Annotated in this window: 23 protein-coding genes; 14 read left to right on the plus strand and 9 right to left on the minus strand. The window is 62.2% G+C overall.

Features of this window, described 5'->3' with window-relative positions; all coding sequences use genetic code 11:
* The first annotated feature begins 158 nt into the window (after positions 1-158).
* Entirely contained in the window at positions 159-446 is a 288-nt protein-coding gene (locus FGE05_RS14930) for a DUF3509 domain-containing protein (RefSeq protein ID WP_139646045.1), read from the plus strand.
* Positions 447-662: 216 nt separating this feature from the next.
* On the opposite strand, the gene FGE05_RS14935 is transcribed toward FGE05_RS14930, so the two are convergent.
* Positions 663-1,862: a CaiB/BaiF CoA-transferase family protein gene (locus FGE05_RS14935; RefSeq protein WP_139646047.1), complete on the minus strand. Its 1,200-nt coding sequence runs from the start codon at positions 1,860-1,862 to the stop codon at positions 663-665.
* 146 nt (positions 1,863-2,008) lie between these two features.
* Between FGE05_RS14935 and FGE05_RS14940 the strand changes: the two genes are divergently transcribed.
* From FGE05_RS14940 to FGE05_RS14950, 3 genes are all read left to right on the plus strand, one after another.
* Entirely contained in the window at positions 2,009-2,551 is a 543-nt protein-coding gene (locus FGE05_RS14940; protein WP_024778953.1) for a YaeQ family protein, read from the plus strand.
* 147 nt (positions 2,552-2,698) lie between these two features.
* Positions 2,699-4,408 carry a single-stranded-DNA-specific exonuclease RecJ gene (gene recJ, locus FGE05_RS14945; RefSeq protein WP_139646049.1) on the plus strand — a complete coding sequence of 570 codons (1,710 nt, stop codon included), beginning with the start codon at positions 2,699-2,701 and terminating at the stop codon, positions 4,406-4,408.
* 228 nt (positions 4,409-4,636) lie between these two features.
* Positions 4,637-5,743 (plus strand): NADH:flavin oxidoreductase/NADH oxidase, encoded by a 1,107-nt coding sequence (locus tag FGE05_RS14950; RefSeq protein WP_139646051.1) that lies wholly within the window; start codon positions 4,637-4,639, stop codon positions 5,741-5,743.
* Between the two features lie 183 nt (positions 5,744-5,926).
* Here the strand turns inward: FGE05_RS14950 and FGE05_RS14955 are convergent, their stop codons facing one another.
* Positions 5,927-7,552, minus strand: coding sequence for a glucan biosynthesis protein D (locus FGE05_RS14955; protein ID WP_139646053.1), 1,626 nt, complete (start codon positions 7,550-7,552; stop codon positions 5,927-5,929).
* Between the two features lie 367 nt (positions 7,553-7,919).
* Here FGE05_RS14955 and FGE05_RS14960 point away from each other — a divergent pair, with 367 nt between their 5' ends.
* The 3 genes from FGE05_RS14960 (at position 7,920) to FGE05_RS14970 (ending at position 8,866) form a co-directional block, all read left to right on the plus strand.
* Positions 7,920-8,105: a hypothetical protein gene (locus FGE05_RS14960; RefSeq protein ID WP_041024818.1), complete on the plus strand. Its 186-nt coding sequence runs from the start codon at positions 7,920-7,922 to the stop codon at positions 8,103-8,105.
* 114 nt (positions 8,106-8,219) lie between these two features.
* A complete protein-coding gene (locus FGE05_RS14965) occupies positions 8,220-8,465 on the plus strand; it encodes an AbrB/MazE/SpoVT family DNA-binding domain-containing protein (RefSeq protein ID WP_139646055.1) in 246 nt (81 codons plus the stop codon).
* Complete coding sequence (locus FGE05_RS14970; protein ID WP_047702114.1) at positions 8,465-8,866, plus strand: type II toxin-antitoxin system VapC family toxin; 402 nt, start codon at positions 8,465-8,467, stop codon at positions 8,864-8,866. The genes FGE05_RS14965 and FGE05_RS14970 overlap by 1 nt, the downstream gene beginning before the upstream one ends.
* 58 nt (positions 8,867-8,924) lie before the next feature.
* Here the strand turns inward: FGE05_RS14970 and FGE05_RS14975 are convergent, their stop codons facing one another.
* The 7 genes from FGE05_RS14975 to FGE05_RS15005 all read right to left on the minus strand — a co-directional run bounded on the left by FGE05_RS14975 (position 8,925) and on the right by FGE05_RS15005 (position 17,313).
* Complete coding sequence (locus FGE05_RS14975; protein WP_139646057.1) at positions 8,925-10,349, minus strand: gamma-aminobutyraldehyde dehydrogenase; 1,425 nt, start codon at positions 10,347-10,349, stop codon at positions 8,925-8,927.
* Between the two features lie 129 nt (positions 10,350-10,478).
* Complete coding sequence (locus FGE05_RS14980; protein WP_139646059.1) at positions 10,479-11,297, minus strand: ABC transporter permease; 819 nt, start codon at positions 11,295-11,297, stop codon at positions 10,479-10,481.
* The gene (locus FGE05_RS14985; protein WP_139646061.1) at positions 11,287-12,231 is read right to left on the minus strand and encodes an ABC transporter permease; all 945 of its coding nucleotides are present in this window, start codon (positions 12,229-12,231) and stop codon (positions 11,287-11,289) included. Before FGE05_RS14985 ends, FGE05_RS14980 begins: the two co-directional genes overlap by 11 nt.
* Before the next feature lies 1 nt (position 12,232).
* The gene (locus FGE05_RS14990; RefSeq protein ID WP_139646063.1) at positions 12,233-13,270 is read right to left on the minus strand and encodes an ABC transporter ATP-binding protein; all 1,038 of its coding nucleotides are present in this window, start codon (positions 13,268-13,270) and stop codon (positions 12,233-12,235) included.
* Positions 13,271-13,501: 231 nt separating this feature from the next.
* Positions 13,502-14,653 carry a putative ABC transporter substrate-binding protein YdcS gene (gene ydcS / locus FGE05_RS14995; RefSeq protein WP_139646065.1) on the minus strand — a complete coding sequence of 384 codons (1,152 nt, stop codon included), beginning with the start codon at positions 14,651-14,653 and terminating at the stop codon, positions 13,502-13,504.
* A gap of 85 nt (positions 14,654-14,738) precedes the next feature.
* Positions 14,739-16,196 carry a gamma-aminobutyraldehyde dehydrogenase gene (locus FGE05_RS15000; RefSeq protein ID WP_139646068.1) on the minus strand — a complete coding sequence of 486 codons (1,458 nt, stop codon included), beginning with the start codon at positions 16,194-16,196 and terminating at the stop codon, positions 14,739-14,741.
* Between the two features lie 202 nt (positions 16,197-16,398).
* Positions 16,399-17,313 carry a LysR family transcriptional regulator gene (locus tag FGE05_RS15005; protein ID WP_139646070.1) on the minus strand — a complete coding sequence of 305 codons (915 nt, stop codon included), beginning with the start codon at positions 17,311-17,313 and terminating at the stop codon, positions 16,399-16,401.
* A gap of 186 nt (positions 17,314-17,499) precedes the next feature.
* On the opposite strand from FGE05_RS15005, the gene FGE05_RS15010 reads away from it, so the two are divergent.
* The 7 genes from FGE05_RS15010 (at position 17,500) to FGE05_RS15045 (ending at position 25,906) form a co-directional block, all read left to right on the plus strand.
* A complete protein-coding gene (locus tag FGE05_RS15010; RefSeq protein WP_139646072.1) occupies positions 17,500-18,219 on the plus strand; it encodes a tellurite resistance TerB family protein in 720 nt (239 codons plus the stop codon).
* A gap of 342 nt (positions 18,220-18,561) precedes the next feature.
* Positions 18,562-20,184: a methyl-accepting chemotaxis protein gene (locus FGE05_RS15020; protein WP_139646076.1), complete on the plus strand. Its 1,623-nt coding sequence runs from the start codon at positions 18,562-18,564 to the stop codon at positions 20,182-20,184.
* The gene (locus FGE05_RS15025) at positions 20,184-20,720 is read left to right on the plus strand and encodes a chemotaxis protein CheW (protein WP_139646078.1); all 537 of its coding nucleotides are present in this window, start codon (positions 20,184-20,186) and stop codon (positions 20,718-20,720) included. Before FGE05_RS15020 ends, FGE05_RS15025 begins: the two co-directional genes overlap by 1 nt.
* Entirely contained in the window at positions 20,717-21,979 is a 1,263-nt protein-coding gene (locus FGE05_RS15030) for a protein-glutamate O-methyltransferase CheR (RefSeq protein WP_139646080.1), read from the plus strand. The genes FGE05_RS15025 and FGE05_RS15030 overlap by 4 nt, the downstream gene beginning before the upstream one ends.
* Positions 21,979-22,650, plus strand: coding sequence for a chemotaxis protein CheW (locus FGE05_RS15035; protein WP_139646082.1), 672 nt, complete (start codon positions 21,979-21,981; stop codon positions 22,648-22,650). The genes FGE05_RS15030 and FGE05_RS15035 overlap by 1 nt, the downstream gene beginning before the upstream one ends.
* A complete protein-coding gene (locus tag FGE05_RS15040) occupies positions 22,647-24,899 on the plus strand; it encodes a hybrid sensor histidine kinase/response regulator (protein ID WP_139646084.1) in 2,253 nt (750 codons plus the stop codon). The genes FGE05_RS15035 and FGE05_RS15040 overlap by 4 nt, the downstream gene beginning before the upstream one ends.
* The gene (locus FGE05_RS15045) at positions 24,896-25,906 is read left to right on the plus strand and encodes a chemotaxis response regulator protein-glutamate methylesterase (RefSeq protein WP_139646086.1); all 1,011 of its coding nucleotides are present in this window, start codon (positions 24,896-24,898) and stop codon (positions 25,904-25,906) included. The genes FGE05_RS15040 and FGE05_RS15045 overlap by 4 nt, the downstream gene beginning before the upstream one ends.
* Positions 25,907-25,913 lie beyond the last annotated feature (7 nt).

The following is a 25,913-nucleotide window of genomic DNA, read 5'->3' on the forward strand; positions in this document are numbered from 1 at the left end:
CCCGCGAAGGCTGTTGTTTCTCTGTCATATTGAACGCGCATGCTCGGTTGAACAGGTTCGGGGGACGCCGGTTCGGTACGCTGACGAACTTTCTGCTGCGGCCCACGGTCACTTAATGTGCACATGCAGTTGTTTTCGGACTATTGAAGGGTGATCGAATGGAAAGTATCAGCCTATTGCTGGGTGAGGCTTTGAGCCCGTATCAGGTCACGCTGACCCCCTCCGGCGCCACTGGCGAATGCCTGGTGACGCTGAAGAATGCTTCTGGAGCCATCATGGTTGAGCGGGTGTTCAATCAGGCGCAGTTGACCGATAAGCGTCAACTGACGGATGTGGTCGATGGTCTGCATCGGGATGTATTGATCGCCGAGGGGCGCCTGGAGCCCTGTGTGATCGCGGCACTGCGTAATGTGGCGCGTGACAAGGTCATGACCGCCGCGAATTGAATGGCAGGCTGTGGGAACCTTCCTACCACCTGGTGAGTCAGACCTTTTACCAACAAGATCAAGCATTGTGCTCCGGTGCTTGTCGCTTGTTGCACGGACCTCGAATGGTCACGTTTAACCCCGAGTCGTCTCCCCACTTCTCGGGGTTTCTTTTTGCCTGCCGTTTACCTGCCCAGCGTGGAAACACCTCGACGGACGGTGTCACGTTCGAACCTTTTAAATCGCCCCCTCCGTGCGCAGGCGAGCGATTTGCTGCGCATCGTAGCCAAGCTCGCCAAGCACCTGGGCATTGTGTTCTCCAAGCGTTGGCCCGACCCATTCGGCGCTGCCCGGCGTGTCGGACAGTTTTGGCACGATGCCTGGCATCTTGAACGCCTTGCCGTCCGGCAGCTTGGCTTGCAGGAACATTTCACGGGCCAGGAATTGTGGGTCGCTGAACATGTCTTCGGCGCTGAAGATCCGGCTGGCCGGTACTTCGGCCCGGTTCAACTGTTCGATAACGGTATCGAGCGGCAGTGAATTGACCCAGCGATCGATGACGCCGTACAACTCGTCACGGCGGCTGTCACGGCCGTCATTGCTGGCGAGTTGCGGGTCATTGGCCAGGTCGTCACGGCCGATGATCTGCATGAAACGCTTGAAGATCGCGTCGCCATTGGCACCAATCTGCACATGCTTGCCATCGGCGCTGGTGTGGATCGACGAGGGGGTGATGCCAGGCATGATATTGCCGGTGCGCTCGCGGATGAAACCGAACACGTCGAACTCCGGCACCATGCTTTCCATCATGGCGAATATCGCCTCGTACAACGCCACGTCCACCACTTGTCCTCTGCCGCCGTTGACCTCGCGGTGACGCAGGGCCATCAGCGCGCCGATCACGCCCCAGAGGGCGGCAATGGAGTCACCGATGGAAATCCCGGTGCGCACCGGTGGGCGGTCTTCGAACCCAGTGATGTAGCGCAGGCCGCCCATGGATTCGCCCACTGCGCCAAACCCGGGCTGATCTTTCATCGGTCCGGTCTGACCGAAACCGGAGAGACGCACCATCACCAGTTTCGGGTTCAGCGCGTGCAGCACATCCCAGCCCAGGCCGAGTTTTTCCAGTACGCCGGGACGAAAGTTCTCGATCAGGATGTCGGCCTCGCCAATCAGCTGCTTCAGAATCGCCAGACCGTCGGGGTGTTTCAGGTTCAAGGTCAGGGATTTCTTGTTACGCGCCTGGACGAACCACCACAGGGAAGTGCCTTCATACAACTTGCGCCACTTGCGCAGCGGATCGCCGCCGTCAGGCGACTCGACCTTGACCACTTCGGCACCGAATTCTGCACAGATCCGCGAGGCAAAAGGCCCGGCGATCAACGTGCCGAGTTCGATGACTTTGACCCCGGCAAGGGGTTTGGCTGTGAGCGACATGAAAGATCCTGTAGGACAAAACGGAACGAATGGAGGGTTTTATCATAGGCCAGCGCCAGTCGCCGCAGGTTGATGGTCGGCAATTCGTGGATTTGCCGTTTCATCGGTTAGACTTGCCGCCTTTCCACGTATCAAGAAGCCCGTTCATGGCCCAGCCGTCCACGACCTACAAGTTTGAACTGAACCTCACCGACCTCGACCGCAATGTCTACGAGAATGTGAAGCAGACCATTGCCCGCCATCCTTCGGAAACCGAGGAGCGCATGACCGTGCGGCTGTTGGCCTACGCACTCTGGTACAACGAGCTGCTGTCGTTTGGTCGCGGTCTGTCAGACGTCGATGAACCGGCACTGTGGGAAAAAAGCCTGGATGACCGCGTGCTGCATTGGATTGAAGTCGGTCAGCCTGACGTCGATCGCCTGACCTGGTGTTCGCGTCGTACCGAACGCACCAGCCTATTGGCTTATGGCAGCCTGCGGGTCTGGGAGGGCAAGGTGATCCCGGCGGTGAAAGGCCTGAAGAACGTCAACATCGCCGCGGTGCCCCAGGACGTGCTGGAAACCCTGGCCCAGGACATGCCTCGCGTGATCAAGTGGGATGTGATGATCAGCGAGGGGACGATGTTCGTGACCGACGACCGTGGCCAGCATGAAGTTCAGTTGCAGTGGTTGCTGGGCGAGCGCGGTTGATTCCTGTGGGAGCGAGCCTGCTCGCGATAGCGGTGGATCATCTCGCTACCCAGAGACTGACACAGCGCTATCGCGAGCAGGCTCGCTCCCACATGCAGCTCTTTTGCCGATAGTTTCAATGACCCATAGAAGAATGTCTGTCACCCCATGCGCATAGAACCCCGCCAGCTCCCCGACACCCTGCCGTTCCTCGGTGACTTGCCCCCTCTGCTGACCCGCCTGTACGCGGCGCGTGGCGTGCAGTCCGAGGCCGAACTGGACAAGAGCCTGGCGCGCCTGATTCCCTACCAGCAGCTCAAGGGCATCGATGCGGCGGTGGATCTCCTGGTGGTGGCCCTGGAGCAGCGCCAACGGATCCTGATCGTCGGCGACTTCGATGCCGACGGCGCCACGGCCAGCACCGTGGGCCTGTTGGGGCTACGCCTGCTGGGGGCGGCCCATGTCGATTATCTGGTGCCCAATCGCTTCGATTACGGCTACGGACTGACCCCGGAAATCGTCGACGTCGCCCTGACCCGCGAGCCGCAACTGCTGATCACGGTGGACAACGGTATTTCCAGCGTGGAAGGCGTGGCGGCGGCGAAAGCGGCAGGGCTCAAGGTGCTGGTGACTGACCACCACTTGCCGGGCACCGAATTGCCGGCGGCCGATGCCATCGTCAATCCGAACCAGCCGGGCTGTGAATTCCCGAGCAAGGCGCTGGCGGGTGTCGGGGTGATTTTCTACGTGCTGATGGCCCTGCGCGCGCGGTTGCGCAGCCTGGGTTGGTACGCCAGCAAACCGCAGCCGAACATCGGTGAGCTGCTGGACCTGGTGGCCCTGGGCAGCGTGGCCGACGTGGTGCCCCTGGACGCCAACAACCGGATTCTCGTGCATCAGGGCCTTGAGCGCATTCGCGCCGGGCGTGCGCGCCCTGGCATCAAGGCCATTCTGGAAGTGGCCCGGCGCGATCATTCGCGCATTACCTCCACCGACCTCGGGTTCATCCTAGGTCCGCGCCTGAATGCGGCGGGGCGCCTGGACGACATGAGCCTGGGCATCGAATGCCTGCTCACCGATGACGCGGCATTGGCCCGGGAGATGGCCGCGCAACTGGATGGCATGAACCAGGACCGCAAATCCATCGAGCAGGGCATGCAGCGTGAGGCGCTGGCCCAGCTCAAGGAGCTGCCGGTGGAATCGATGCCGTTCGGTCTGTGCCTGTTCGATCCGCAGTGGCACCAAGGCGTCATCGGCATCCTCGCCTCCCGTATGAAAGAGCGTTACTTCCGTCCGACCATTGCCTTTGCCGACGCCGGGGACGGCATGCTCAAGGGCTCTGGCCGATCGGTGCAGGGCTTTCATATTCGCGACGCCCTGAGTGTCGTGGCGGCGCAGCATCCGACCCTGATCACCAAGTACGGCGGTCATGCCATGGCGGCAGGGTTGTCATTGCCCGAGGCGAACTTCCCATTGTTCGCCGAGGCGTTCGACGCGGAAGTGCGCAGGCAGTTGCGTGAAGAAGACCTGACCGGACGCCTGCTGTCGGATGGCACCCTGGCGGTGGAAGAATTCCACCTGGAACTGGCCCGGGCCCTGCGCCATGCCGGCCCCTGGGGCCAGCATTTTCCGGAGCCGATGTTCCACGGTGTGTTCCAGTTGGTCGAGCAGCGGGTGGTAGGCGAACGACACCTGAAGGTGGTACTCAAGAGCGAGTGCGGTTCGGTGAAGCTCGATGGCATCGCCTTTGGCATCGACCGCGATGTCTGGCCGAACCCGACCGTGCGCTGGGTCGAACTGGCCTACAAACTCGACCTCAACGAGTTTCGTGGCCAGGAAACGGTGCAGTTGATGATTGCCCATATCGAGCCGCGGTAGGCCCACAGATTTGCCAAGGCGATGATTTCCCCTCGCCACACGAACTTGTTTTAACCGCGGAACCCTGCCTTATCCCAGGTTGTCGACTAGGCTCTAAACACTGGTTGATAGCCCTTGTGACGTCTTGACCATTTTCTTTGCCCGCGGGGGCGGGTGCTGCACCTTTTGTCACTCGTCGACTTTTCAAACAGAACCTGGAGCCTGCCCACTGATTCGAAGAGGTGCCCCATGAGTCTGCTGCTTGAACCCTATACCGTACGTCAATTGACCCTGCCCAATCGCATCGCGGTATCACCGATGTGCCAGTATTCGAGCGTCGATGGCCTGGCCAATGACTGGCACCTGGTGCACCTCGGCAGTCGTGCCGTGGGTGGTGCCGGCCTGGTATTCACTGAAGCCACCGCTGTCACCGCCGACGGCCGTATCACCGCCCAGGACCTGGGGCTGTGGAACGATGAACAGATCGAACCCCTGCAACGCATCACCCGTTTCATCACCGCCCAAGGCTCCGTGCCAGGCATTCAACTGGCCCATGCCGGGCGCAAGGCCAGTACCTGGCGGCCCTGGCTGGGCAAGCATGGCAGCGTAAAACCCGCGGATGGCGGCTGGGTGCCGGTGGGGCCCTCGCCGATTGCCTTCGATCCGCAGCACACCCAGCCGGCCCAACTGGACGAGGGACAGATCAACGGCGTCATCCAGGCGTTCGTGGAGGCGGCCAGACGCGCCTTGACGGCCGGGTTCAAGGTGGTCGAGGTCCATGCGGCCCACGGCTATCTGCTGCATCAGTTCCTGTCTCCGTTGAGCAATCAGCGGCGCGATCAATATGGTGGTTCGTTCGAGAACCGTATCCGGCTGGTGCTGCAGGTCACCGAAGCGGTCAGGGCCATATGGCCCCAGGAGTTGCCGGTGTTCGTGCGCGTCTCGGCCACCGATTGGGTCGAGGACGGCTGGAATCCTGATGAAACCGTTGAACTGGCGCGGCGATTCAGGGCTCTGGGGGTGGACCTGATCGATGTGTCATCGGGCGGTACCGCGGCGAATGCGGAAATCCCCACTGGTCCGGGTTACCAGACACGCTTCGCTGAACGAGTGCGCAAGGAGTCGGAAATCGCCACCGGCACCGTTGGCATGATCACCGAACCGGCCCAGGCCGAGCACATCCTGCGAACCTGTCAGGCTGACATCATTTTCCTGGCCCGCGAGTTGTTGCGCGATCCGTACTGGGCGCTGCATGCCGATGATGACCTGGGCGGGCGCAAGGCGATATGGCCGGCGCAGTATCAGCGGGCGACCCATCGGGACCAGCCGATCCATGAGTCCGATCTGCGGGACTGACTGTTCCTGTCAAAACAAAGCCCCGGTCGTTCAGGCCGGGGCTTTTCTTTAGTTGAAATTTTCTCTGCTTGCACCGGCCTCATCGCGAGCAGGCTCGCTCCCCCAAGAAATCCCTATGCAATGAGATCACTGTGTGGGAGCGAGCCTGCTCGCGATGGGGCCAGCCCGGACGACCAATAACTATCAGGGATACTTGCGCTTATCCGGCGCCGGCGGGAAGTACTGGTACAGCCAGGTCTCGCTCAGGGTCCGGTCCTTGGTGCGAATGAACAGGCGCATTTCCACCGGGTCCACGCGGTCGTCGGTCGGGTACCAGTCGAAGGTGATGCGATAGCCCTTGATCGCATCCACCACCAGCACGTTGAAGTCTTTCACCTCGCCATGGGAGCAGGTCACCACCGGTTCGATGCCAGTCCCAGGGGGTAGCTGGTCGAGACCGCCGCCACTGAAGTCCACTGCAAAGCGTCGGGCCCAGACGGTCGGGTAATGCTCGCCCGGTGCCCAACCTTCGATGAAACCACCCATCCCGGAACGGCTCGCGTGGACCTGGGCCAGCTCGGTGCTCACCGGCGGCAGGGCGCTCCAGTAGAGTTTGTAGCCATAGTTCAGCGAGTCGCCGGCCGCGACCGGTTTCTTCGGCGACCAGAACGCGACGATGTTATCCAGGGTTTCGCCGGTCGTAGGAATTTCCAGCAGATCCACAGAGCCTTCGCCCCAGGCCGTTGTCGGCTCGACCCACAGGCTTGGACGCTTGCTGTACCAGTCCACGGTGTCCTGGTAGCTCTCGAAGCTATGGTCGGTCTGCACCAGGCCGAAGCCTTTCGGGTTCTTGTCGGCAAAGGCGTTGAATTGCAGAGTGGCGGGGTTGTTCAGCGGGCGGCAGACCCATTCGCCATTGCCGCGCCACATGGCCAGGCGATCGGAGTCGTGGATCTGTGGGTGAATGGTGTCGCACATGCGTCGCTCGACGGTGCCGCAACTGAACATGCTGGTCATCGGCGCAATGCCCAGTTGCTCGATGGCGGTCCGAGCGTTGATGTGGGCGTCGACTTCCATCACGACCCGGGTGGGCTGGCAATCGATGTCAAAGCGGTAGGCCCCGGTGGCGCTGGGGGAGTCGAGCAGGGCATAGACCACGAAACGGGTGCTGTTCTTGTCCGGGGTTTCGAACCAGAACTGGGTGAAGTCCGGAAACTCCTCGCGGTGCTTGGCATACGTATCGATTGCCAAACCGCGGGCCGAGAGCCCGTACTGGCCGCTGGCGTCCACGGCGCGGAAATAACTGGCGCCCAGAAACGAAACGATGTCGTGCCGGTCCAGCTCCGGCGCCTTGAAGGCCCGGAACCCGGAGAAGCCCAGGTCACCCTTCAGTTGCGCGGTGTTGACCGTGGTTTTCTCGTAGTTGAACAACTCCGGGCGGAAGTGCACTTCACGGGCCAGGCGGGTCTTCGGATCGACGCTGTGCATGCGCACCGGCTGTTTGAAACCCATTCCAACGTGGAAAAACTGTACGTCCAGTTGGCCATCCAGCTCATTCCACAACGAATGGTTGGCGTCATACCGGATCGCGTTGAACTGCAGTGGCGACATCATCGCCAATGTTTCTGGCAAGACTTGCTTGGTGTCGACGTAACGTTGCCCGGCCAGCCGTTTGGCCTGGTCCTTCAGGTTCTTGAAGTCGAAGGGGCGGGCTTCGCCGTCTGCCGTCTGATCGGCGGCCCAGGCCCGTGCTGCCATGAGACCCGAAGCCGAAAGCCCGGTATAGGCGGCGAAAGCCATGGAGGCCTTGAGCAGATTCCTGCGATGCATAAATACGACCTTTCTCGAAACAATCCCCAGCCGTTCCTGGCAACAAGGACTGATAAAACTGATAAAGGAGTTCGGACATGCCTTTGGCCAAACAACGTTAGAACAGATGCTTGATAACCGGATCGGTTCACCGAGGCGCAAAATCATAGGGGATACGTCGACGGCTGAGAAAGGAAAGCGTGGCCTGGTTAAATTTTCTTACAGATATTTCTTTTTTCTCGGAGACATCTGCATTTTTTTGACTAATTACTCTAAAACTGCCTCCTCGCTGTGTGAATCGCCCCTATTCTTTAGCTTGGCAAAGGGGTTCCGTCCGCGGGCCCGGCAGGCTCCGGGAATCAATTCGACGTACACAAGGACACTGTTCATGACGAAACTACAGGGCATTGCCGAAATGCTGGGGCTCTTTCCATGCCTGCACAACGCGCGCCGGACGCGGCGCCTTAGCCTGGAGGAACTGCGACTGGTGGAACGCTACCGCGAGCTGTCGGAAAACGACCGGATCGCCATGCGTTACCTGGTGGATGCGATGAGGAGTGTTTCGCGGTTTTGAAATGCCGCATTTTCCCAAGAGGCAAAGCGCGTTTGCCTACGATCAGCGGCGGTTGCAGGTTCGTACTTGAAGTATTACTTTTCTTGTTGAGGTAATACATCGAAGGAGAAGACAGTGTCGACGACAATGACAAGTAAGGGGCAGGTCACCATTCCCAAGCCCATTCGCGATGCGTTGCACCTGATTCCAGGTTGTGCGGTCGAGTTCAGTGTTAACGCACAGGGAGAAGTGGTGCTGCAGGCCGGTAAGCCTCGAACCGCAGAAAAAGCGGTTCGCGATCGCTTCGAAGCTGCCCGTGGCAAGGCGGATATCAAGTGGCGCACCGATGAGCTGATGGCGCTGTTACGAGGTGACGATTGATGGTGTTGGTCGACACCAACGTGTTGATTGATGTTCTGGAAGACGACCCTGTTTGGGCTGACTGGTCCATCCAGCAGTTGCGTGCCCAATCCCAGATCCATGACCTCGCCATCAACCCGATTGTCTATGCCGAACTCTCCCAGACTTTTTCCACTTTTGAAGCATTGGATGAGGCTGTTACTGAACTGGGTCTGTTGATGCTGGAGATACCTCGACCGGCGTTGTTTTTGGCCGGCAAGGCTTTTGTGCGCTATCGCAAGGTAGGTGGCGGAAAGACTAATGTACTGGCCGATTTTTTCATTGGCGCCCATGCCGCTGTGAAGGGCCTGACTTTGTTGACCCGGGATGCCAAACGTTACCGCAACTATTTCCCCTCGGTCGAATTGATAGTGCCTTACTGACCCTCGCCTGACCACGACCAGGTTTGTTGCCCGGTCGTGGTGTGATGGGCTCTTCGGATCAATGTTTGAACATCACATGCCGCACCACCGTGTAGTCCTCCAGCCCATACATGGACATGTCCTTGCCATACCCGGAATGTTTCTGACCGCCATGGGGCATTTCGCTGACTAGCATGAAGTGGGTATTCACCCAGGTGCAGCCATATTGCAAGCGTGCCGACAGGCGATGGGCCCGGCCGACGTCTCGGGTCCATACCGATGAGGCCAGGCCATAGTCCGAATCGTTGGCCCAGTCCAGTACCTGCGCTTCATCGAGGAACGGGGTGACGGACACCACCGGGCCGAAGACCTCCCGGCGCACGATCTCATCGTCCTGCTGGGCATCGGCCAGTACCGTCGGTTCGAAGAAGAACCCGTTGCCGTCCACGGCCTTGCCACCGGTGATCAAACGGATATGTGGCTGGGCGATGGCGCGTTCGACGAGCCCGGCCACGCGGTCGCGATGCTGGGCGGTGATCAGCGGGCCCATCTCGGTGTCCGGTGCGGTTTGCAGACCGTACTTGATACTGCCCACCGCGGCGCCGAGTTTTTCGACGAACTGCTCATAGATACCTCGCTGGGCATAGATGCGGCAGGCCGCAGTGCAATCCTGGCCGGCATTGTAGAAACCGAAGGTGCGGATGCCTTCCACGGCGGCGTCGATGTCGGCGTCGTCGAAGATGATCACCGGGGCCTTGCCGCCCAGTTCCATGTGGGTGCGTTTGACGCTGTCGGCGGTGCTGGAAATGATGTGCGAACCGGTGGCGATGGAGCCGGTCAGCGAAACCATGCGCACTTTCGGGTGCGTGATCAGCGGCTGGCCGACGGTCTGCCCACGACCGAACACCACGTTGAGTACGCCCGCCGGGAAAATCTCCGAGGCCAGTTCCGCCAGACGCAGCGCCGTCAGGGGCGTCTGTTCCGACGGCTTGAGCACAACAGTATTGCCGGCGGCCAGGGCCGGGGCGATTTTCCAGGCAACCATCATCAGTGGATAGTTCCAGGGCGCGATGGAGGCAATGACGCCCACCGGGTCGCGACGGATCATCGAGGTATGCCCCGGCAGGTACTCGCCCCCCGCCGAGCCGTTCATGCAGCGACTGGCGCCGGCGAAGAAACGGAACACGTCGGCAATGGCCGGAATCTCGTCGTTCAGGGCGGCGCTCAGGGGTTTGCCGCAGTTGTCCGATTCCAGCTTCGCCAGTTCTTCGCTATGGGCTTCAATGGCGTCGGCGAGTTTGAGCAATAGCAGGGAACGGTCCTTGGGGGGGACCTGCGACCAGGTGTCGAAGGCGTCATCGGCGGCGCGCACGGCGGCGTCGACCTGGGCTTCGCTGGCTTCGTTGATTTCCACCAGCACCCGACCCAGCGCCGGATTGAACACGGCCTGTCCGGGACCCTCGCCGTTCACCAGGCGACCGTTGATCAGCAGTTTGGTTTGCATGTCCATGTCCTCTCAAGTTGTTGTTTTTTGTGGGAGCGAGCCTGCTCGCGAAGGCGTTCCATCAGGCAACCCTTGCACTGACTGGACCACCGCTTTCGCGAGCAGGCTCGCTCCCACATGGGGTCATCGCTATTTCCCCCCGCTCCCCGCCACGCTCTCACCCCCACGGGTCAGGTAATAGGCGCCCAGTATCGGCAGCATGGTCACCAGCATCACGAGCATGGCGACGACGTTGGTCACCGGCACGTCGCGGGGGCGGCTGAGTTGGTTGAGCAGCCAGAGCGGCAGGGTACGTTCGTGGCCGGCAGTGAAGGTGGTGACAATGATTTCGTCGAACGACAGCGCGAACGCCAACATGCCGCCGGCCAGCAGTGCCGAGCCGAGATTGGGCAGGATGATGTAGCGGAAGGTCTGCCAACCATCGGCCCCCAGGTCCATCGAGGCCTCGATCAGGCTGTGGGAGGTGCGGCGCAGCCGGGCGATGACGTTGTTGTAGACGATCACCACACAGAAGGTCGCGTGACCGACGACGATGGTGAACATGCCCGGTTCGATTCCCAGGGTCTTGAACGTGGCCAGTAACGCAATACCGGTGATGATCCCTGGCAGGGCAATGGGCAGGATCAGCATCAGCGAGATGCCCTGCTTGCCGAAGAAGTCGCGGCGATACAGCGCTGCCGAGGCCAACGTGCCGAGCACCATGGCGATCAGTGTGGCGATGGTCGCGATCTGCAACGACAGCTTGATCGCCTCCAGCACGTCCGGACGGGCGAAGGCCACGCTGAACCATTTCAGGGTCATGCCCTGGGGCGGGAAGCTGAACGCGGCATCCTCAGTATTGAAGGCATAGAGGAAGATGATCAGGATCGGGAAGTGCAGGAACACCAGCCCGCCCCAAGCCGCGATGCGCAAACCCCATGAAGCCCGGGATGAAGAATCAGAGTGCATCGAAAGCCCCCAGGCGCTTGACGATAGACAGGTAAATGGCGATCAGCACGATGGGCACCAGCGTGAAGGCGGCGGCCATGGGCATGTTGCCGATGGCGCCTTGCTGGGCGTAGACCATGCTGCCGACGAAGTAGCCCGGCGGGCCCACCAGCTGGGGCACGATGAAATCCCCCAGGGTCAGCGAGAACGTGAAGATCGAACCGGCGGCGATGCCCGGGACCGACAGCGGCAGGACCACTTGCATGAACGTCTGGCGTGGCTTGGCACCCAGGTCCGCCGAGGCTTGCAGCAGCGAGGGCGGTAGGCGCTCCAGGGACGCCTGGATCGGTAGGATCATGAACGGCAGCCAGATATAGACGAATACCAGGAAGCGTCCCAGGTGCGAAGTGGATAGCGTGCTGCCGCCGACGCCGGGGATTTCCAGCACGAACTGCAACACCGGCCCCAGGCCCAGGTGCTGGATGAACCACTGCGCCACGCCGCCCTTGGCCAGCAACAATGTCCAGGCATAGGCCTTGACGATGTAGCTGGCCCACATGGGCAACATCACCGCGATGTAGAAAAACGCCTTGGTCTTGCCGCTGGTGTAGCGCGCCATGTAATAGGCGATGGGAAACGCGACGACGGCGCTGGCGATGGACACCGCGATGGCCATGCTCACGGTGCGCAGGATGATGTCGAAGTTCGACGGTTGGAACAGTGCCGCGAAATTCGCCAGGGTCAGGTCCGGCGTGACCGCCATGGTGAAATCGTCGAAGGTGTAGAAGCCTTGCCACAGCAAGGTCAGCAGCGAGCCCAGGTAGATCGCGCCGAACCAGATCAGCGGCGGTACCAGCAGCATCGACAGGTACAGGTTGGGCCGTCGGTACAGCAGGTTGGAAAACCGTCGCAGCGAACCCGGTGCAGGTGTCCGGGGGAGAGCCAGTGTATTCATCTCAGGCCTCGCCGCCGACAGTGTCGTGCAGGGTAATCATCGCCTCGCGGGCCCAGCGGACCCTGAGCTGCTGGCCGGTCTGGTGCTGAGCGCTGCTGTCGGCCCACTGAGTGTTGGCCTGACTGAGGTTCAGGATCTGGCCGTTTTCCAGCTTCAGCTCGTAGCGGGTGGCGCTGCCCTGGTATTGAATGTCGTGAAGCCGCCCTTGGACTTCGATCTCATTGCCGCTCAACGGGCCCTCGGCGAAACGCACGTGTTCCGGGCGGATCGAAAACGGCTGTGGATAACCGCTCAGCTGTCGTGCCAGTTCACCACGAATCACGTTGGAGGTGCCGACGAATTCCGCGACGAAGGTGGTCGCCGGTTTCATGTACAGGTTGCGCGGCGTATCCACCTGTTCGATGCGGCCCTTGTTGAACACCGCCACCCGGTCGGACATCGACAAGGCCTCGGTCTGGTCATGGGTGACGAAAATGAAGGTGATGCCCAACTGGCGCTGCAGTTTCTTCAATTCGCCTTGCATCTGTTCGCGCAGCTTCAGGTCGAGGGCGCCAAGGGGTTCGTCCAGTAGCAAGACCCGCGGGCGATTGACCAGCGCACGGGCCAGGGCGACGCGCTGGCGTTGGCCGCCGGAGAGCTGCACCGGTTTGCGTTCGCCATAGCCGCCCAGGGCCACCATCTCCAGCGCTTCGTCGGCACGTTTGATTCGCTCGGCCTTGGCGACGCCTTTGACTTTCAAGCCGTAGGCCACGTTGTCGCGTACGTTCATGTGGGGAAAGAGGGCGTAATCCTGGAACACCGTGTTGACGTCCCGTTGATAGGGCGGCAGCCCGGCGGCCTCCTCGCCATGGATGCGGATGGAACCGGCGCTCGGCTGTTCGAAACCGGCAATCAGCCGCAGGCAGGTGGTCTTGCCCGACCCGGAGGGGCCCAGCATGGAAAAGAACTCGCCGTCCTCGATGTCGATGGAGACCCGGTCAACGGCCTTCACCTCGCCGAATTGACGGGAAACCTGGGTGAACTGGACTGCGAGTGTCATGGGGCGGTGCTCCATAAAGCGGTGCGGCATGAAATTTCAATGATGGGAACACTGTCCTGTGGCGAGGGGATTCATCCCCGCTGGGCTGCGAAGCAGCCCCTGAATCCCACCAACTCGGTTTGTCAGGTGAATTCAGTAGACTGCTTTGGGGCTGCTTCGCAGCCCAACGGGGATGAATCCCCTCGCCACAAAGGCAGTGTTCATCGCCACTTTCGTGGCGAGAGACTGACCTTACCGCCCGCCCATGATCGCGATGTAATCCTGGGTCCAGCGGCTGTACGGCACGAACTTGCCGCCCTCGGCCTGTGGGGTTTTCCAGAAGGCGATCTTGTCGAACTGGTCGAAGCCGTTGGTCTTGCACCCTTCGGCCCCCAGCAGCTCGCTGCCCTGGCACGCCGCAGGCACTGCCGGCAAGGAGCCGAACCATGCTGCCACGTCACCCTGGACCTTCGGTTGCAACGACCAGTCCATCCATTTATAGGCGCAGTTGGGGTGCTTGGCTTCGGCGTGGAGCATGGTGGTGTCCGCCCAGCCGGTGGCGCCTTCTTTCGGAATGGTCGAGGCGATCGGTTGTTTTTCGTTGATCAGGCCATTGACCTGGTACGGCCAGGCCCCGGAGGCCACCACGCCTTCGTTTTTGAAGTCACTCATCTGCACGGTGGTGTCATGCCAGTAGCGATGGATCAACGGTTGCTGGGCCCGCAACAGCTCCAGCACGGCCTTGTACTGGGCTTCGTCGAGTTGATACGGATCCTTGATGCCCAGCTCGGGCTTGGCGGTCTTGAGGTACAGCGCCGCATCAGCGATGTAGATCGGCCCGTCGTAGGCCTGCACGCGGCCCTTGTTCGGCTTGCCATCGGGCAGGGCCTGGGCGCTGAACAACACGCTCCAACTGGTGGGGGCCTGCTTGAATACGTTGGTGTTGTACATCAACACGTTCGGTCCCCACTGATATGGCGTGCCGTAGGTCTGCTGGTTGACCACGTACCACGGCGCGTCCTTGAGGCGCGGATCGAGGTTCTTCCAATTGGGGATCAATGCAGTGTTGATCGGTTGCACCCGCTTGCCGGCGATCAGTCGCAACGAAGCATCGCCCGAGGCCGTGACCAGGTCGTAGCCACCCTTGCTCATCAGGCTGACCATTTCGTCGGAGGTCGCGGCGGTTTTCACATTGACCTTGCAGCCGGTTTCCTTCTCGAAACCGGTCACCCAATCGTAGGCCTTGTCGCTTTCGCCTCGTTCGATGTAACCCGGCCAGGCCACGATATCCAACTGGCCTTCGCCCTTGCCAACGGTCTTGAGCGGTTCGGCGGCCTGGACGCTGAGGCTGGTCAGCAGCGCCAGGGTGATTGCACTGAGCAATACGGTGTTGTGCGCGTACATGGGAATCCCTCTTGCTTTAATTATGGTCGGGGCAGTTTTTCAATGGTGAAGCGCCATGGATGGCCTGTTATCAGCGTAGTGCTGTTTATAGATGCTGGCCGTGACGGGCCATGATGTGGCGTACCACGCTGTAGTCCTGGAGCGAGTCACTGGACAGGTCCTTCCCATAGCCCGAGCGCTTCAGGCCGCCGTGGGGCATTTCGCTGACCAGCATGAAGTGGCTGTTGATCCAGGTGCAGCCGTATTGCAGGCGCGCCGCCACCTGCATCGCCTTGTCCAGGTTCTGGGTCCATACCGAGGATGCCAGGCCGTATTCGGAATCGTTGGCCCAATCCACCGCCTGGCTGAGTTCGTCGAAGCGGGTCACGGTGACCACCGGGCCGAACACTTCGCGCTGGACGATTTCATCGCTTTGCTTGCAGCCGGCCAGCAAGGTCGGTTGGTAATAGAAGCCGGCACCGGAATGCACCGCCGCGCCGGTGATGCGTTCGATGTGCGGTTGGCCGAGGGCGCGTTCGACGAAACTGGCGACGCGGTCGCGCTGGCGGGTGCTGATCAACGGGCCGATTTCGTTGTCGGCGTCGCGTTTGCCGGCAAAACGCAGGCTGCTGACTGCCGTACCGAGTTCGGCCACCAGCCGGTCGTGAATGGCGCCCTGGGCGTAGATCCGGCAGGCCGCGGTGCAATCCTGGCCGGCGTTGTAATAGCCGTAGGTGCGCACGCCATCGACCACCGCCTGGATGTCGGCGTCGTTGCAGACGATCACCGGGGCCTTGCCTCCCAGCTCCAGATGCGTGCGCTTGAGGGTTTTCGCCGCAGCCTGGAGGATTTTCTGGCCGGTGACGATATCGCCGGTCAGCGAGACCATGCGCACCTTGGGATGGCTGACCAGATGGCTGCCGACCCCTTCGCCGCCTCCGCAGATGACGTTGATGACACCCCGGGGCAGGATCTCGGCCAGCAGCGGCGCCAGGGCGAGGATGGACAGCGGCGTGTGTTCCGAGGGCTTGAACACCAGGGTATTGCCAGCGGCCAGGGCCGGGGCGATTTTCCAGGCGGCCATCATGATCGGGTAATTCCACGGGGCGATGGACGCGACCACGCCGATAGGGTCGCGACGCACCATGCTGGTGTAGCCGGGCAGGTACTCACCGCTGAGCTGGCCGGTCTGGCAGCGCACGGCGCCGGCGAAGAAACGGAAAACATCCACTGTGGCACTGAGGTCGTCCTGCCGCGCCAGGTGCAATGGCTTGCCGCAGTTCAGCGATTCGAGACGGGCCAGGTGATCGGCATGCTTTTCGACGGCGCCGGCGATCTCCAGCAGCAGGTTCGAGCGTTGTTGCGGGGTGGTGCGCGACCATCCGTCGAAGGCGTGGTGGGCGGCCAGGATCGCTGCCTCGACCTGCTCGATGCTGGCCTCGGCGATATGGGCCAGTACCTCGCCGGTGGCCGGGTTGAGGATTGGCTCGACAAATCCCTCGCCGGAGACAAGCTCCCCATCGATCAGCAACGCGGTGCACAGTGGAGTTTGCGTGCCAGCCATGTCCGATTTCTCTTTTTATCGGTTGAAACACAGAACCTGTGGGAGCGAGCCTGCTCGCGATGGCGGTCTATCTGTCGACAGCGGCTTTAATGACACTCCGCCATCTCGAGCAGGCTCGCTCCCACAGGGATCGTGGTGATGCCGCAAGACTAGTGCGCGGCCTCCGGGTCGACAAATTCTAAATACTCAAGTCTGCATTCGATTAAATAGATGGCTTGCGTCCGCCCTGGGGTTGCTCCCGGGCGACGGTCAGGAATGGATCGACCAGCGCCGGTCGTGACGTGCCGCGGCGCCAGGCCAGCCCGACGTCGAGGGTCTGGTTGAGGTCGGCGATCGGACGCGCTTCGATGATGTCGCCCTCCAGTGACCAAGGGCGGTACGTCATGTCCGGTTGGATCGACACCCCCAGTCCCGCCGCTACCAGGCTGCGTACCGCTTCGGTCGAGGCGGTGCGCAACGTGATCTTCGGTTGCAGGCCTGCGCCACGCCACAGGCGCTGGGCGTTGCGCTCCATCTCATCGACGTTCAGTTGGATCAACGGCTCGCAGGCGACATCCGTCAAGTTGATGCTGTCATGCTCCAGCAGCGGGTGCTGCGCCGGTAGCCACAAGCGGTGCGGAGAGTGGGTCAGTACTTCGGTCTGCAAGGCATGGCGGTCTTCGAGGTTGGACAGGATGAGCACGCCGACGTCGATTTCACCGCTGACCAGCAGATGTTCGATATAGGGCCGTTCGTCTTCCATCACGCGGATCACCACATTCGGGTAGGCACGTTGGAAGCGGGTCAGCAGATCGGCCAGGTAATAGCCGGCGACCAGGCTGGTCACTCCGACGGTCAGATGGCCGGCTACCTGGTCGGTGCTTTGCTGCAGGCTGCGCTTGGCGTTGTCGACGGTGGCGAGGATCAGGTGGGCCTGGCGCAGGAACTGATGCCCTTGATGGGTCAGGGTCATGCCCTTGGCATGGCGGTTGAACAGGCTGACACCGATCTCCTGTTCCAGTTGCTGGATGGCCAGGGTCAGGGTGGACTGGGAAATGAACGCGGCTTGCGCAGCGGCGGAAATCGAGCCGGTCTCGGCTACGGCGATGAAATGGCGGATCTGACGCAGGGTCATCATGGGCGAATACCCGGTGGGCTGTTTTTATCGATGTTCTGCAGTGTATATCGTTTTTTCTGAAGGGTTGCCGAAGCGCTCTGAGAGGCGAGCAACATCTCGAAGCACTCTCGCCGCCGACTTCGGGCACTTTCGATTTAGGCTGGTGGCCTTGCGAATCCGGTTACCCGAACACGTGGAGGCAGCGAAATGAACACCCGTGGACTACTCGATCAGTTACTCAGGTCCGGCCAGGACCTGTTGCAGAACAAGGCGGGCGGCGCGCAGAACAAGCCGGCCGGTGGGCTTGGTGACCTGCTGGGGGGCAAGGCCGGGTCGGGCGGGCTTGGCGGCCTCCTTTCCGGTGCCGGCGGCGGTGCATTGGCGGCGGGTGCCATGGGGTTGCTGCTGGGTAACAAGCGAGTCCGCAAGACCGGCGGCAAGGTTGCGCTCTACGGCGGTCTCGCCGCGCTGGGCGTGATCGCATACAAGGCCTACGGCAACTGGCAGGCACAGCAGGGCCGCGCGCCGCAAACGGAACCCCAGACCCTGGACCGCATCCCTCCGGCACAGGTCGAGCAACACAGCCAGGCCATCCTCAAGGCTTTGGTGGCGGCGGCCAAGGCCGACGGTCATGTGGATGAGCGTGAGCGGCAGTTGATCGAAGGCGAATTCACCAAGCTCGACAGTGACCAGGAACTGCGGCACTGGCTGCATGCCGAGCTCAACAAGCCCCTGGACCCCACCGACGTCGCCCGCGCCGCCGGCACCCCGGAAATGGCCGCGGAAATGTACATCGCCAGTGTGATGCTGGTGGACGAAGAGAACTTCATGGAAAAGTCCTACCTCGATGAGCTGGCGCGGCAGCTCAAGCTGGAGCCTGGGTTGAAGGTCGAGCTGGAGAATCAGGTGCGACGGGCTGCCTTGTAGATAACGCCTGACAAACACCATTCTCCTGTGGGAGCGCAAACCTGTGGGAGCAAAGCTTGCTCGCGATAACGACAGAACAGTCAACATTGCTGCTGACTGACTTACCGCAATCGCGAGCAAGCTTTGCTCCCACAGGTTTCAAGCTTTGCTCCCACAGGTTTGTGGCTTAACTGACTGGCATCAGGGCTTGCCCGCGATGGCGGCGGCACATTCAATACAGGTGCACGCTGACCCACCGCTTTCGCGAGCAAGCCCGCTTCCACAGTGGTGGCATCCAACATCAGCACACCACGCCCCTCGGCTATACTCCCCAGCATTTCGAAGTCTCCCCGAGGTTTTACTGTGAAGAACTGGACGTTGCGCCAACGCATCCTGGCGAGTTTTGCGGTGATCATCGCCATCATGCTGCTGATGGTGGTTGTCTCGTATTCGCGGTTGTTGAAGATCCAGGACGGTGAAGAGCGGGTACGTACCGATGCAGTGCCTGGGGTGTATTACAGTTCCATGATCCGCGGGGGCTGGGTCGACAGCTACGTCCTGACCCAACAGATCGTCGGCCTCTCGGGCAACCGGGAAATCACCGCCGAGGACAAGGCCCGCTACCAAGGCTTCGAGCAGCATCTGCGTGAAGAAATACAAAACTACCAAAAGCTGATCCAGAACCCGGCCGACCAAGCGTCTTTCGACGAGTTCGAGACCAATCACCAGGCATTCAACCTGGCGATGGCGAAAGTCCTCGACCTCTATCAGCGCAAGGATTACGAAGGTGCGCGGCGGGCACTGGACACAGAGCTGACGGCCGCCTGGATCGGCGGACGGACGCATCTGAATCACATCATCGAACGCAACCGTGAACTGGCGGAGCAGGCCACCGGGACCATAGACAAAGCGGTCTCGGCCGCCAAGGTCGCCATGGGCCTGTCGTTTATCGTCGCGATGGTCGTTGCGGTTCTCTGCGGCCTGCTGTTGATGCGCGCAATCATGGCGCCGATGAACCGCATCGTGGAAATTCTCGAGGTCATGCGCAGCGGCGATTTGAGCGGACGCCTGAACCTGGCGCGCAAAGACGAGTTCGGTGCGGTGGAAACCGGTTTCAACGACATGATGGCCGAGCTGACCTCCCTGGTTTCCCAGGCCCAGCGCTCGTCGGTGCAAGTCACCACCTCGGTGACCGAGATTGCCGCCACCTCTCGCCAGCAACAGGCCACGGCCACGGAAACCGCCGCCACCACCACGGAGATCGGCGCCACCTCTCGCGAGATCGCGGCGACCTCCCGTGACCTGGTGCGCACCATGACCGAAGTCTCCACCGCCGCCGACCAGGCCTCGGTGGCCGCCGGTTCCGGTCAGCAAGGTCTGGCGCGCATGGAAGAAACCATGCATTCGGTGATGGGCGCCGCCGACCTGGTGAATGCCAAGCTGGCGATCCTCAACGAGAAGGCCGGCAACATCAACCAGGTGGTGGTCACCATCGTCAAGGTGGCCGACCAGACCAACCTGCTGTCCCTCAACGCTGCCATCGAAGCGGAAAAGGCCGGCGAGTACGGTCGCGGCTTCGCCGTGGTCGCCACCGAGGTACGCCGCCTGGCCGACCAGACGGCGGTAGCCACCTATGACATCGAACAGATGGTGCGCGAAATCCAGTCCGCCGTGTCCGCCGGTGTGATGGGTATGGACAAGTTCTCCGAAGAGGTCCGCCGTGGCATGGCCGAGGTGCAGCAGGTCGGCGAGCAGCTGTCGCAGATCATCCATCAGGTCCAGGCGCTGGCGCCGCGGGTGCTGATGGTCAACGAGGGTATGCAGGCCCAGGCCACCGGTGCCGAACAGATCAATCACGCCCTGGTGCAACTGGGCGATGCCAGCAGCCAGACCGTGGAGTCCTTGCGTCAGGCCAGTTCTGCCATCGATGAGTTGAGCCAGGTGGCCGTGGGGCTGCGTGGCGGCGTCTCGCGATTCAAAGTCTGATGAGCGAGTTCGAGGCCAGGCGTGGCGCCGCGTCGGCGACCCGTCAAACCTTGTTCCTGATGTTTAGCATCGGCAACGAGCGCTATGCCCTGCAGGCTACCGACGTGGTGGAAGTGCTGCCACGCCTGCCTCTCAAACCGATCGCCCGGGCACCCGCCTGGGTGGCGGGTGTATTCGCCTGGCGCGGGACAGTGGTGCCGGTGATCGACCTGTGCAGCCTGGCCTTCGGCCAACGCGCCGAGGCCCGTACCAGTACGCGGCTGGTGCTGGTGCATTACCGGCCCGACGAGCAATTGCCGGGGCAGGTGCTGGGGTTGATCCTGGAGCAGGCCACCGACACGTTGCGCTGCGATCCGCTGGAATTCCAGCCTTATGGCCTGGATAACCGACAGGCGCCCTACCTGGGCCCGGTGCGCGAAGATGTCCAGGGGCTGCTGCAATGGGTGCGGGTCAATGACCTGCTCGATGAAGCGGTCCGTGCCGTGCTGTTTCCCACGCCACCGTTGAGTCTCGATGACGTTGGGGCTCAGCCATGAACAGCGACCAGCGTTTTTTCGACTTCCTCAAGGAGCGCATCGGTCTGGATGTCACCTCCGTCGGCACCGCCATCATCGAGCGGGCCGTGCGCCAGCGCATCATCGCCGTACCTGGACGAACCTCCGATGAGTATTGGCAAAGCCTGCAGGCATCGACCCAGGAGCAGCAAGCGCTGATCGAAGCGGTGATTGTCCCGGAGACCTGGTTCTTTCGCTATCCGGAGTCCTTCGCGACCCTCGCCCGACTGGCGGTCAAGCGCCTGGCCGAAATCAGGCACTTGCGCGCCCTGCGTATTCTCAGTTTGCCTTGCTCCACCGGCGAAGAACCTTATTCCATCGCCATGGCCTTGCTCGATGCGGGCCTGGAGCCTCATCAATTCAAGGTCGACGGGCTGGACGTCAGCCCCCTGTCGATAGAGCGAGCCAGAGGCGCGCGTTTTGGCAGGAATTCGTTCAGGGGGGCGGACCTCGGTTTTCGCGAGCGCCATTTCACCCTCGACGGGGAGGGCTACTGCCTCAGCGAACGGGTCCGCGAACAGGTACGCCTGCAAGTGGGCAACCTACTGGATCCGGCACTGCTGGCGAGCGAAACACCCTACGATTTTGTGTTCTGCCGCAACTTGTTGATCTATTTCGACCAGCCGACCCAACGGCTGGTGTTCGAGGTGCTCAAGCGCCTGACGCACCAGGACGGCGTACTGTTCATCGGCCCCGCCGAGGGCAGTTTGCTCGGGCGGCTGGGCATGCGCTCGATCGGGGCCGCCCAGTCGTTTGCCTTCAGCCGCCAGGGCGCTCCCGATCCTCAACCGGTGCCAGCCCTGATGCCCACGCCGTTGCCGATTCGCCAGGCACAGCCCCGCGTCGTTCCCCCCGCGGTTCGACCCCGCCCGTTCATGACGAGCGTGACGCCAATCGTCGAACCGAAAAGCAGCGACGCCGCCACCTTGCTGGCCAGCATCGCCGCCCTGGCCAATGGCGGCAAAAGCGCCGAGGCCCGTGCGGCGTGCGAGCAATACTTGCGCAACCACACGCCCAACGCCCAGGTGTTCTATTGGCTGGGCCTGCTCAGCGACATGGCCGGCAGCGCGCTCGAAGCCCAGGGTTTTTATCGCAAGGCACTTTATCTTGAGCCGCAGCACGCCGAGGCCCTGGTGCATCTGGCGGCGCTGCTGGCTTCCCAGGGAGACGCGGCCGGAGCCCGTCGATTGCAGGAACGTGCCGCCCGTAGCGGACGCGCGGCTGACAGTGAGCATAAATGATGAGCGGTTCGGCTTTCCATAACGTCATCCATGACGATGCCCAGGCAATCGACGACTGCTGGAACCGTATCGGCGTGCATGGCGACAAATCCTGCCCGTTGCTGACCGAGCATATCCACTGCCGCAACTGCTCGGTGTATTCGGCCGCGGCCACCCGCTTGCTGGACCGCTATGCCTTGCAGCAGGACGACCGGGACCTGGTCCATGCGCCGGTGGACGTCGATGTGGTGACGCGCTCGCTGCTGATGTTCCGCCTGGGCGAAGAGTGGTTGGCCCTGACCACCCGCAGCCTGGTGGAAGTGGCGCCGTTGCAAGCGATCCATTCGTTGCCGCACCAGCGTTCCCGTGCATTGCTGGGGGTGGCAAATGTGCGCGGGGCGCTGGTGGCCTGCCTGTCGCTGGTCGAGCTGCTGGGACTGGAGCCCGGCCCGACAACGGCCGCCTTCGGGCGGGTCATGCCGCGCATGTTGATCGTCGCCGCCCAGGGCGGGCCCGTGGTGGTGCCGGTGGACGAGGTGGATGGCATTCATGCCATCGACGAACGCATCCTGGCGACTGCTTCGCAGTCCGGCGGCAAGTACACCCGTGGTGTATTGCATTACAAGGGCCGCAGCCTGCGTTGGCTGGATGAGGAACAGCTACTGTCCGCCGTGACCCGGAGCCTGTCATGACCCCCGATCAGATGCGCGACGCCTCGTTGCTGGAACTGTTCAGCCTGGAGGCCGACGCCCAGACCCAGGTGCTGAGCGCTGGCCTGCTGGCCTTGGAGCGTGACCCGACCCAGGCTGACTGTCTCGAATCGTGCATGCGCGCCGCCCATTCCCTCAAGGGGGCGGCGCGGATCGTCGGCGTTGACGCCGGGGTCAGCGTGGCTCATGTCATGGAGGATTGCCTGGTGAGTGCCCAGGAGCGTCGCCTGGTCCTGAGCGCCGAACACATCGACGCCTTGTTGCAAGGAACCGACCTGTTGACGCGCATCGCCACGCCGGGCAACAACGTCGGCACGACGGACGTCGACGGCTACGTGGCGCTGATGGGACGCTTGCTGGATCCCGCCGCGCCACCGGCACCGGTCACGACGCCGCCGATGATCGAGATACCCGCCGAGCCGGTAGCCGTCGAACCGCCGGAGCCGGTCGCGCCGGCGCGCCCCAAGGGCAAGCGGGTCACCGAAGGCGGCGAGCGGGTGCTGCGGGTCACTGCAGAACGGCTCAACAGCCTGTTGGATCTGTCGAGCAAATCCCTGGTAGAGACCCAGCGCCTCAAGCCCTGGCTGGCAACGATGCAACGGCTCAAGCGCCAACAGAGCAATGGTTTGCGCGCTCTGGAAGAATTGAACGTCCACCTCAAGGACCACGCCTTGAGCCTGCAGGCCCAGGAAGCGCTCGGCGATGCCCGCCGCCTGCTCGCCGAGACCCAGCAGTTGCTGGCGCAGAAAACCGCCGAGCTGGACGAGTTCGCCTGGCAGGCCAGCCAACGGGCGCAGGTGCTGTACGACACGGCACTGGCCTGTCGCATGCGGCCGTTCGCGGATGTGCTGTCGGGCCAGGCGCGGATGGTACGGGACCTGGGGCGTAGCCTGGGCAAACAGGTGCGCCTGGAGATCGAGGGCGAGAAAACTCAGGTCGACCGAGATGTGCTGGAAAAACTCGAAGCGCCGCTGACCCATCTGCTGCGCAACGCCGTGGACCATGGCATCGAGTCCCCGGAGCAACGGCTGCTGGCCGGCAAGCCCGCCGAGGGCCTGATCCGCCTGCGCGCGTCCCATCAGGCCGGCCTGTTGGTGCTGGAGTTGGCGGACGATGGCGCGGGCGTGGACCTCGAGCGTGTGCGGCGCAGTGTCGTCGAGCGCGGGCTGTCTCCCGAACAGACCGCCGCCAGCCTGAGTGAAGAGGAGCTGCTGACGTTCCTGTTCCTGCCAGGCTTCAGCCTGCGGGACACGGTCACCGAAGTGTCCGGGCGCGGTGTCGGCCTGGATGCGGTCCAGCACATGGTCCGGCAATTGCGCGGCGCGGTGACATTGGAGCAGACGGTGGGTAAAGGCAGTCGCTTCCACCTCGAGGTGCCGCTGACGCTTTCGGTGGTCCGCAGCCTGGTGGTAGCCGTCGGCGATGAGGCCTATGCCTTTCCCCTGGCTCATATCGAGCGCATGTGCGACCTGGCGCCGGAGGACATCGTGCAGGTCGAGGGGCGCCAGCACTTCTGGCACGAAGGCCGGCATGTCGGGCTGGTCGCGGCCAGCCAGTTGCTCAATCGTCCGGCAACCCAGGACAGTGGCCAGAACCTCAAGGTGGTGGTCATTCGCGAGCGCGAGGCCATTTACGGCGTGGCGGTGGAGCGCTTCATCGGCGAAAGGACCCTAGTGGTCCTGCCGCTGGACGAACGCTTGGGCAAGGTTCAGGACATTTCCGCCGGGGCCTTGCTGGACGACGGCTCAGTGGTGTTGATTGTCGACGTCGAAGACCTGCTGCGCTCGGTGGACAAGCTGCTCGATACCGGACGCCTGGAGCGCATCGCCCGCCAGAACCAGGCCCAGGCTCCGCGCAAACGGATCCTGGTGGTGGATGACTCCCTGACCGTGCGTGAATTGCAACGCAAACTGCTGCTCAATCGGGGTTATGACGTGGCGGTGGCGGTAGACGGCATGGATGGTTGGAACGCGTTGCGTTCGGAGGATTTCGACTTGTTGATCACAGACATCGACATGCCGCGCATGGACGGTATCGAACTGGTGTCGCTGTTGCGTCGCGACAACCGCTTGCAGTCGTTGCCGGTGATGGTGGTGTCCTACAAGGACCGTGAAGAAGATCGCCGCCGTGGCCTGGACGCCGGAGCCGACTATTATCTGGCGAAGGCGAGTTTCCATGACGACGCCTTGCTCGACGCCGTGGTCGAACTCATCGGAGGAGCTCGCGCTTGAAAATCGCCATCGTCAATGACATGCCCCTGGCGGTCGAGGCCCTGCGCCGCGCGCTGGCGTTCGAGCCAGCGCATCAGTTGGTCTGGGTCGCCGCCAACGGGGCCGAAGCGGTGCAGCGCTGTGCCGAGTACACCCCGGACCTGATCCTCATGGACCTGTTCATGCCGATCATGGATGGCGTGGAGGCCACCCGGCGGATCATGGCCGAAACGCCATGCGCCATCGTGATCGTCACCGGTGACAGCCAGCAGAACGTCCATCGAGTGTTCGAAGCCATGGGCCATGGCGCACTGGACGTGGTCGATACGCCGGCCTTGGGCGTGGGGCATCCCGAGGACGCGGCGGCACCGTTGTTGCGCAAGATCACCAACATCGGCTGGCTGATCGGCGAACGTGCCAGCCGTGAGCGTGCCACGCCGGCTGCGCCGCGTCCCGCCGCGTCGCGGAAAAGCCTGGTGGCCATCGGCTCGTCGGCCGGCGGGCCGGCCGCGCTGGAGGTTCTGCTCAAAGGCCTGCCGCTGCACTTCGCCCCGGCCATTGTGCTGGTCCAACATGTGGATGAGGTGTTCGCCGCGGGCATGGCCGAATGGCTGAGCAGTGCGTCGGGGCACAAGGTTCGCCTGGCGCAACACGGCGAACAGCCGCAAAATGGCACGGTGTTGCTCGCCGGCACCAACCATCATTTACGTCTGTTGAAGGACGGCACCCTGGCCTACACGGCCGAACCGGTCAACGAGATCTATCGGCCCTCCATCGACGTGTTCTTTGAAAGCGTCGCGAGCTTCTGGAACGGCGACGCGGTGGGCATTTTGCTCACCGGCATGGGCCGCGACGGTGCACAGGGGCTTAAACTCATGCGCCAGCAGGGCTATGTGACCATTGCCCAGGACCAGCGGAGCAGTGCGGTGTATGGCATGCCCAAAGCGGCGGCGGCCATCGATGCGGCTGCGCAGATTCTTGCGCTGGACAACATAGCGCCACGGTTGATAGAGATTTTTTCACGATGACAGCCCT

Source organism: Pseudomonas sp. ICMP22404 (assembly GCF_006227205.1).
GTDB lineage: Bacteria > Pseudomonadota > Gammaproteobacteria > Pseudomonadales > Pseudomonadaceae > Aquipseudomonas.

Bases quoted from the DNA above. Each gene is read 5' to 3' on its own strand.
- FGE05_RS14955 (WP_139646053.1), bottom strand. From the start codon at position 7,552: ATGCATCGCAGGAATCTGCTCAAGGCCTCCATGGCTTTCGCCGCCTAT.
- FGE05_RS14990 (WP_139646063.1), bottom strand. From the start codon at position 13,270: ATGACACTCGCAGTCCAGTTCACCCAGGTTTCCCGTCAATTCGGCGAG.
- FGE05_RS14975 (WP_139646057.1), bottom strand. From the start codon at position 10,349: ATGCAAACCAAACTGCTGATCAACGGTCGCCTGGTGAACGGCGAGGGT.
- FGE05_RS15025 (WP_139646078.1), top strand. From the start codon at position 20,184: ATGAGCGAGTTCGAGGCCAGGCGTGGCGCCGCGTCGGCGACCCGTCAA.
- FGE05_RS15010 (WP_139646072.1), top strand. From the start codon at position 17,500: ATGAACACCCGTGGACTACTCGATCAGTTACTCAGGTCCGGCCAGGAC.
- FGE05_RS14950 (WP_139646051.1), top strand. From the start codon at position 4,637: ATGAGTCTGCTGCTTGAACCCTATACCGTACGTCAATTGACCCTGCCC.
- FGE05_RS14960 (WP_041024818.1), top strand. From the start codon at position 7,920: ATGACGAAACTACAGGGCATTGCCGAAATGCTGGGGCTCTTTCCATGC.
- FGE05_RS15040 (WP_139646084.1), top strand. From the start codon at position 22,647: ATGACCCCCGATCAGATGCGCGACGCCTCGTTGCTGGAACTGTTCAGC.
- FGE05_RS15005 (WP_139646070.1), bottom strand. From the start codon at position 17,313: ATGATGACCCTGCGTCAGATCCGCCATTTCATCGCCGTAGCCGAGACC.
- recJ (WP_139646049.1), top strand. From the start codon at position 2,699: ATGCGCATAGAACCCCGCCAGCTCCCCGACACCCTGCCGTTCCTCGGT.
- FGE05_RS14980 (WP_139646059.1), bottom strand. From the start codon at position 11,297: ATGCACTCTGATTCTTCATCCCGGGCTTCATGGGGTTTGCGCATCGCG.
- FGE05_RS14970 (WP_047702114.1), top strand. From the start codon at position 8,465: ATGGTGTTGGTCGACACCAACGTGTTGATTGATGTTCTGGAAGACGAC.
- FGE05_RS14930 (WP_139646045.1), top strand. From the start codon at position 159: ATGGAAAGTATCAGCCTATTGCTGGGTGAGGCTTTGAGCCCGTATCAG.
- FGE05_RS15030 (WP_139646080.1), top strand. From the start codon at position 20,717: ATGAACAGCGACCAGCGTTTTTTCGACTTCCTCAAGGAGCGCATCGGT.
- FGE05_RS15035 (WP_139646082.1), top strand. From the start codon at position 21,979: ATGAGCGGTTCGGCTTTCCATAACGTCATCCATGACGATGCCCAGGCA.
- ydcS (WP_139646065.1), bottom strand. From the start codon at position 14,653: ATGTACGCGCACAACACCGTATTGCTCAGTGCAATCACCCTGGCGCTG.
- FGE05_RS14935 (WP_139646047.1), bottom strand. From the start codon at position 1,862: ATGTCGCTCACAGCCAAACCCCTTGCCGGGGTCAAAGTCATCGAACTC.
- FGE05_RS14985 (WP_139646061.1), bottom strand. From the start codon at position 12,231: ATGAATACACTGGCTCTCCCCCGGACACCTGCACCGGGTTCGCTGCGA.
- FGE05_RS15000 (WP_139646068.1), bottom strand. From the start codon at position 16,196: ATGGCTGGCACGCAAACTCCACTGTGCACCGCGTTGCTGATCGATGGG.
- FGE05_RS14940 (WP_024778953.1), top strand. From the start codon at position 2,009: ATGGCCCAGCCGTCCACGACCTACAAGTTTGAACTGAACCTCACCGAC.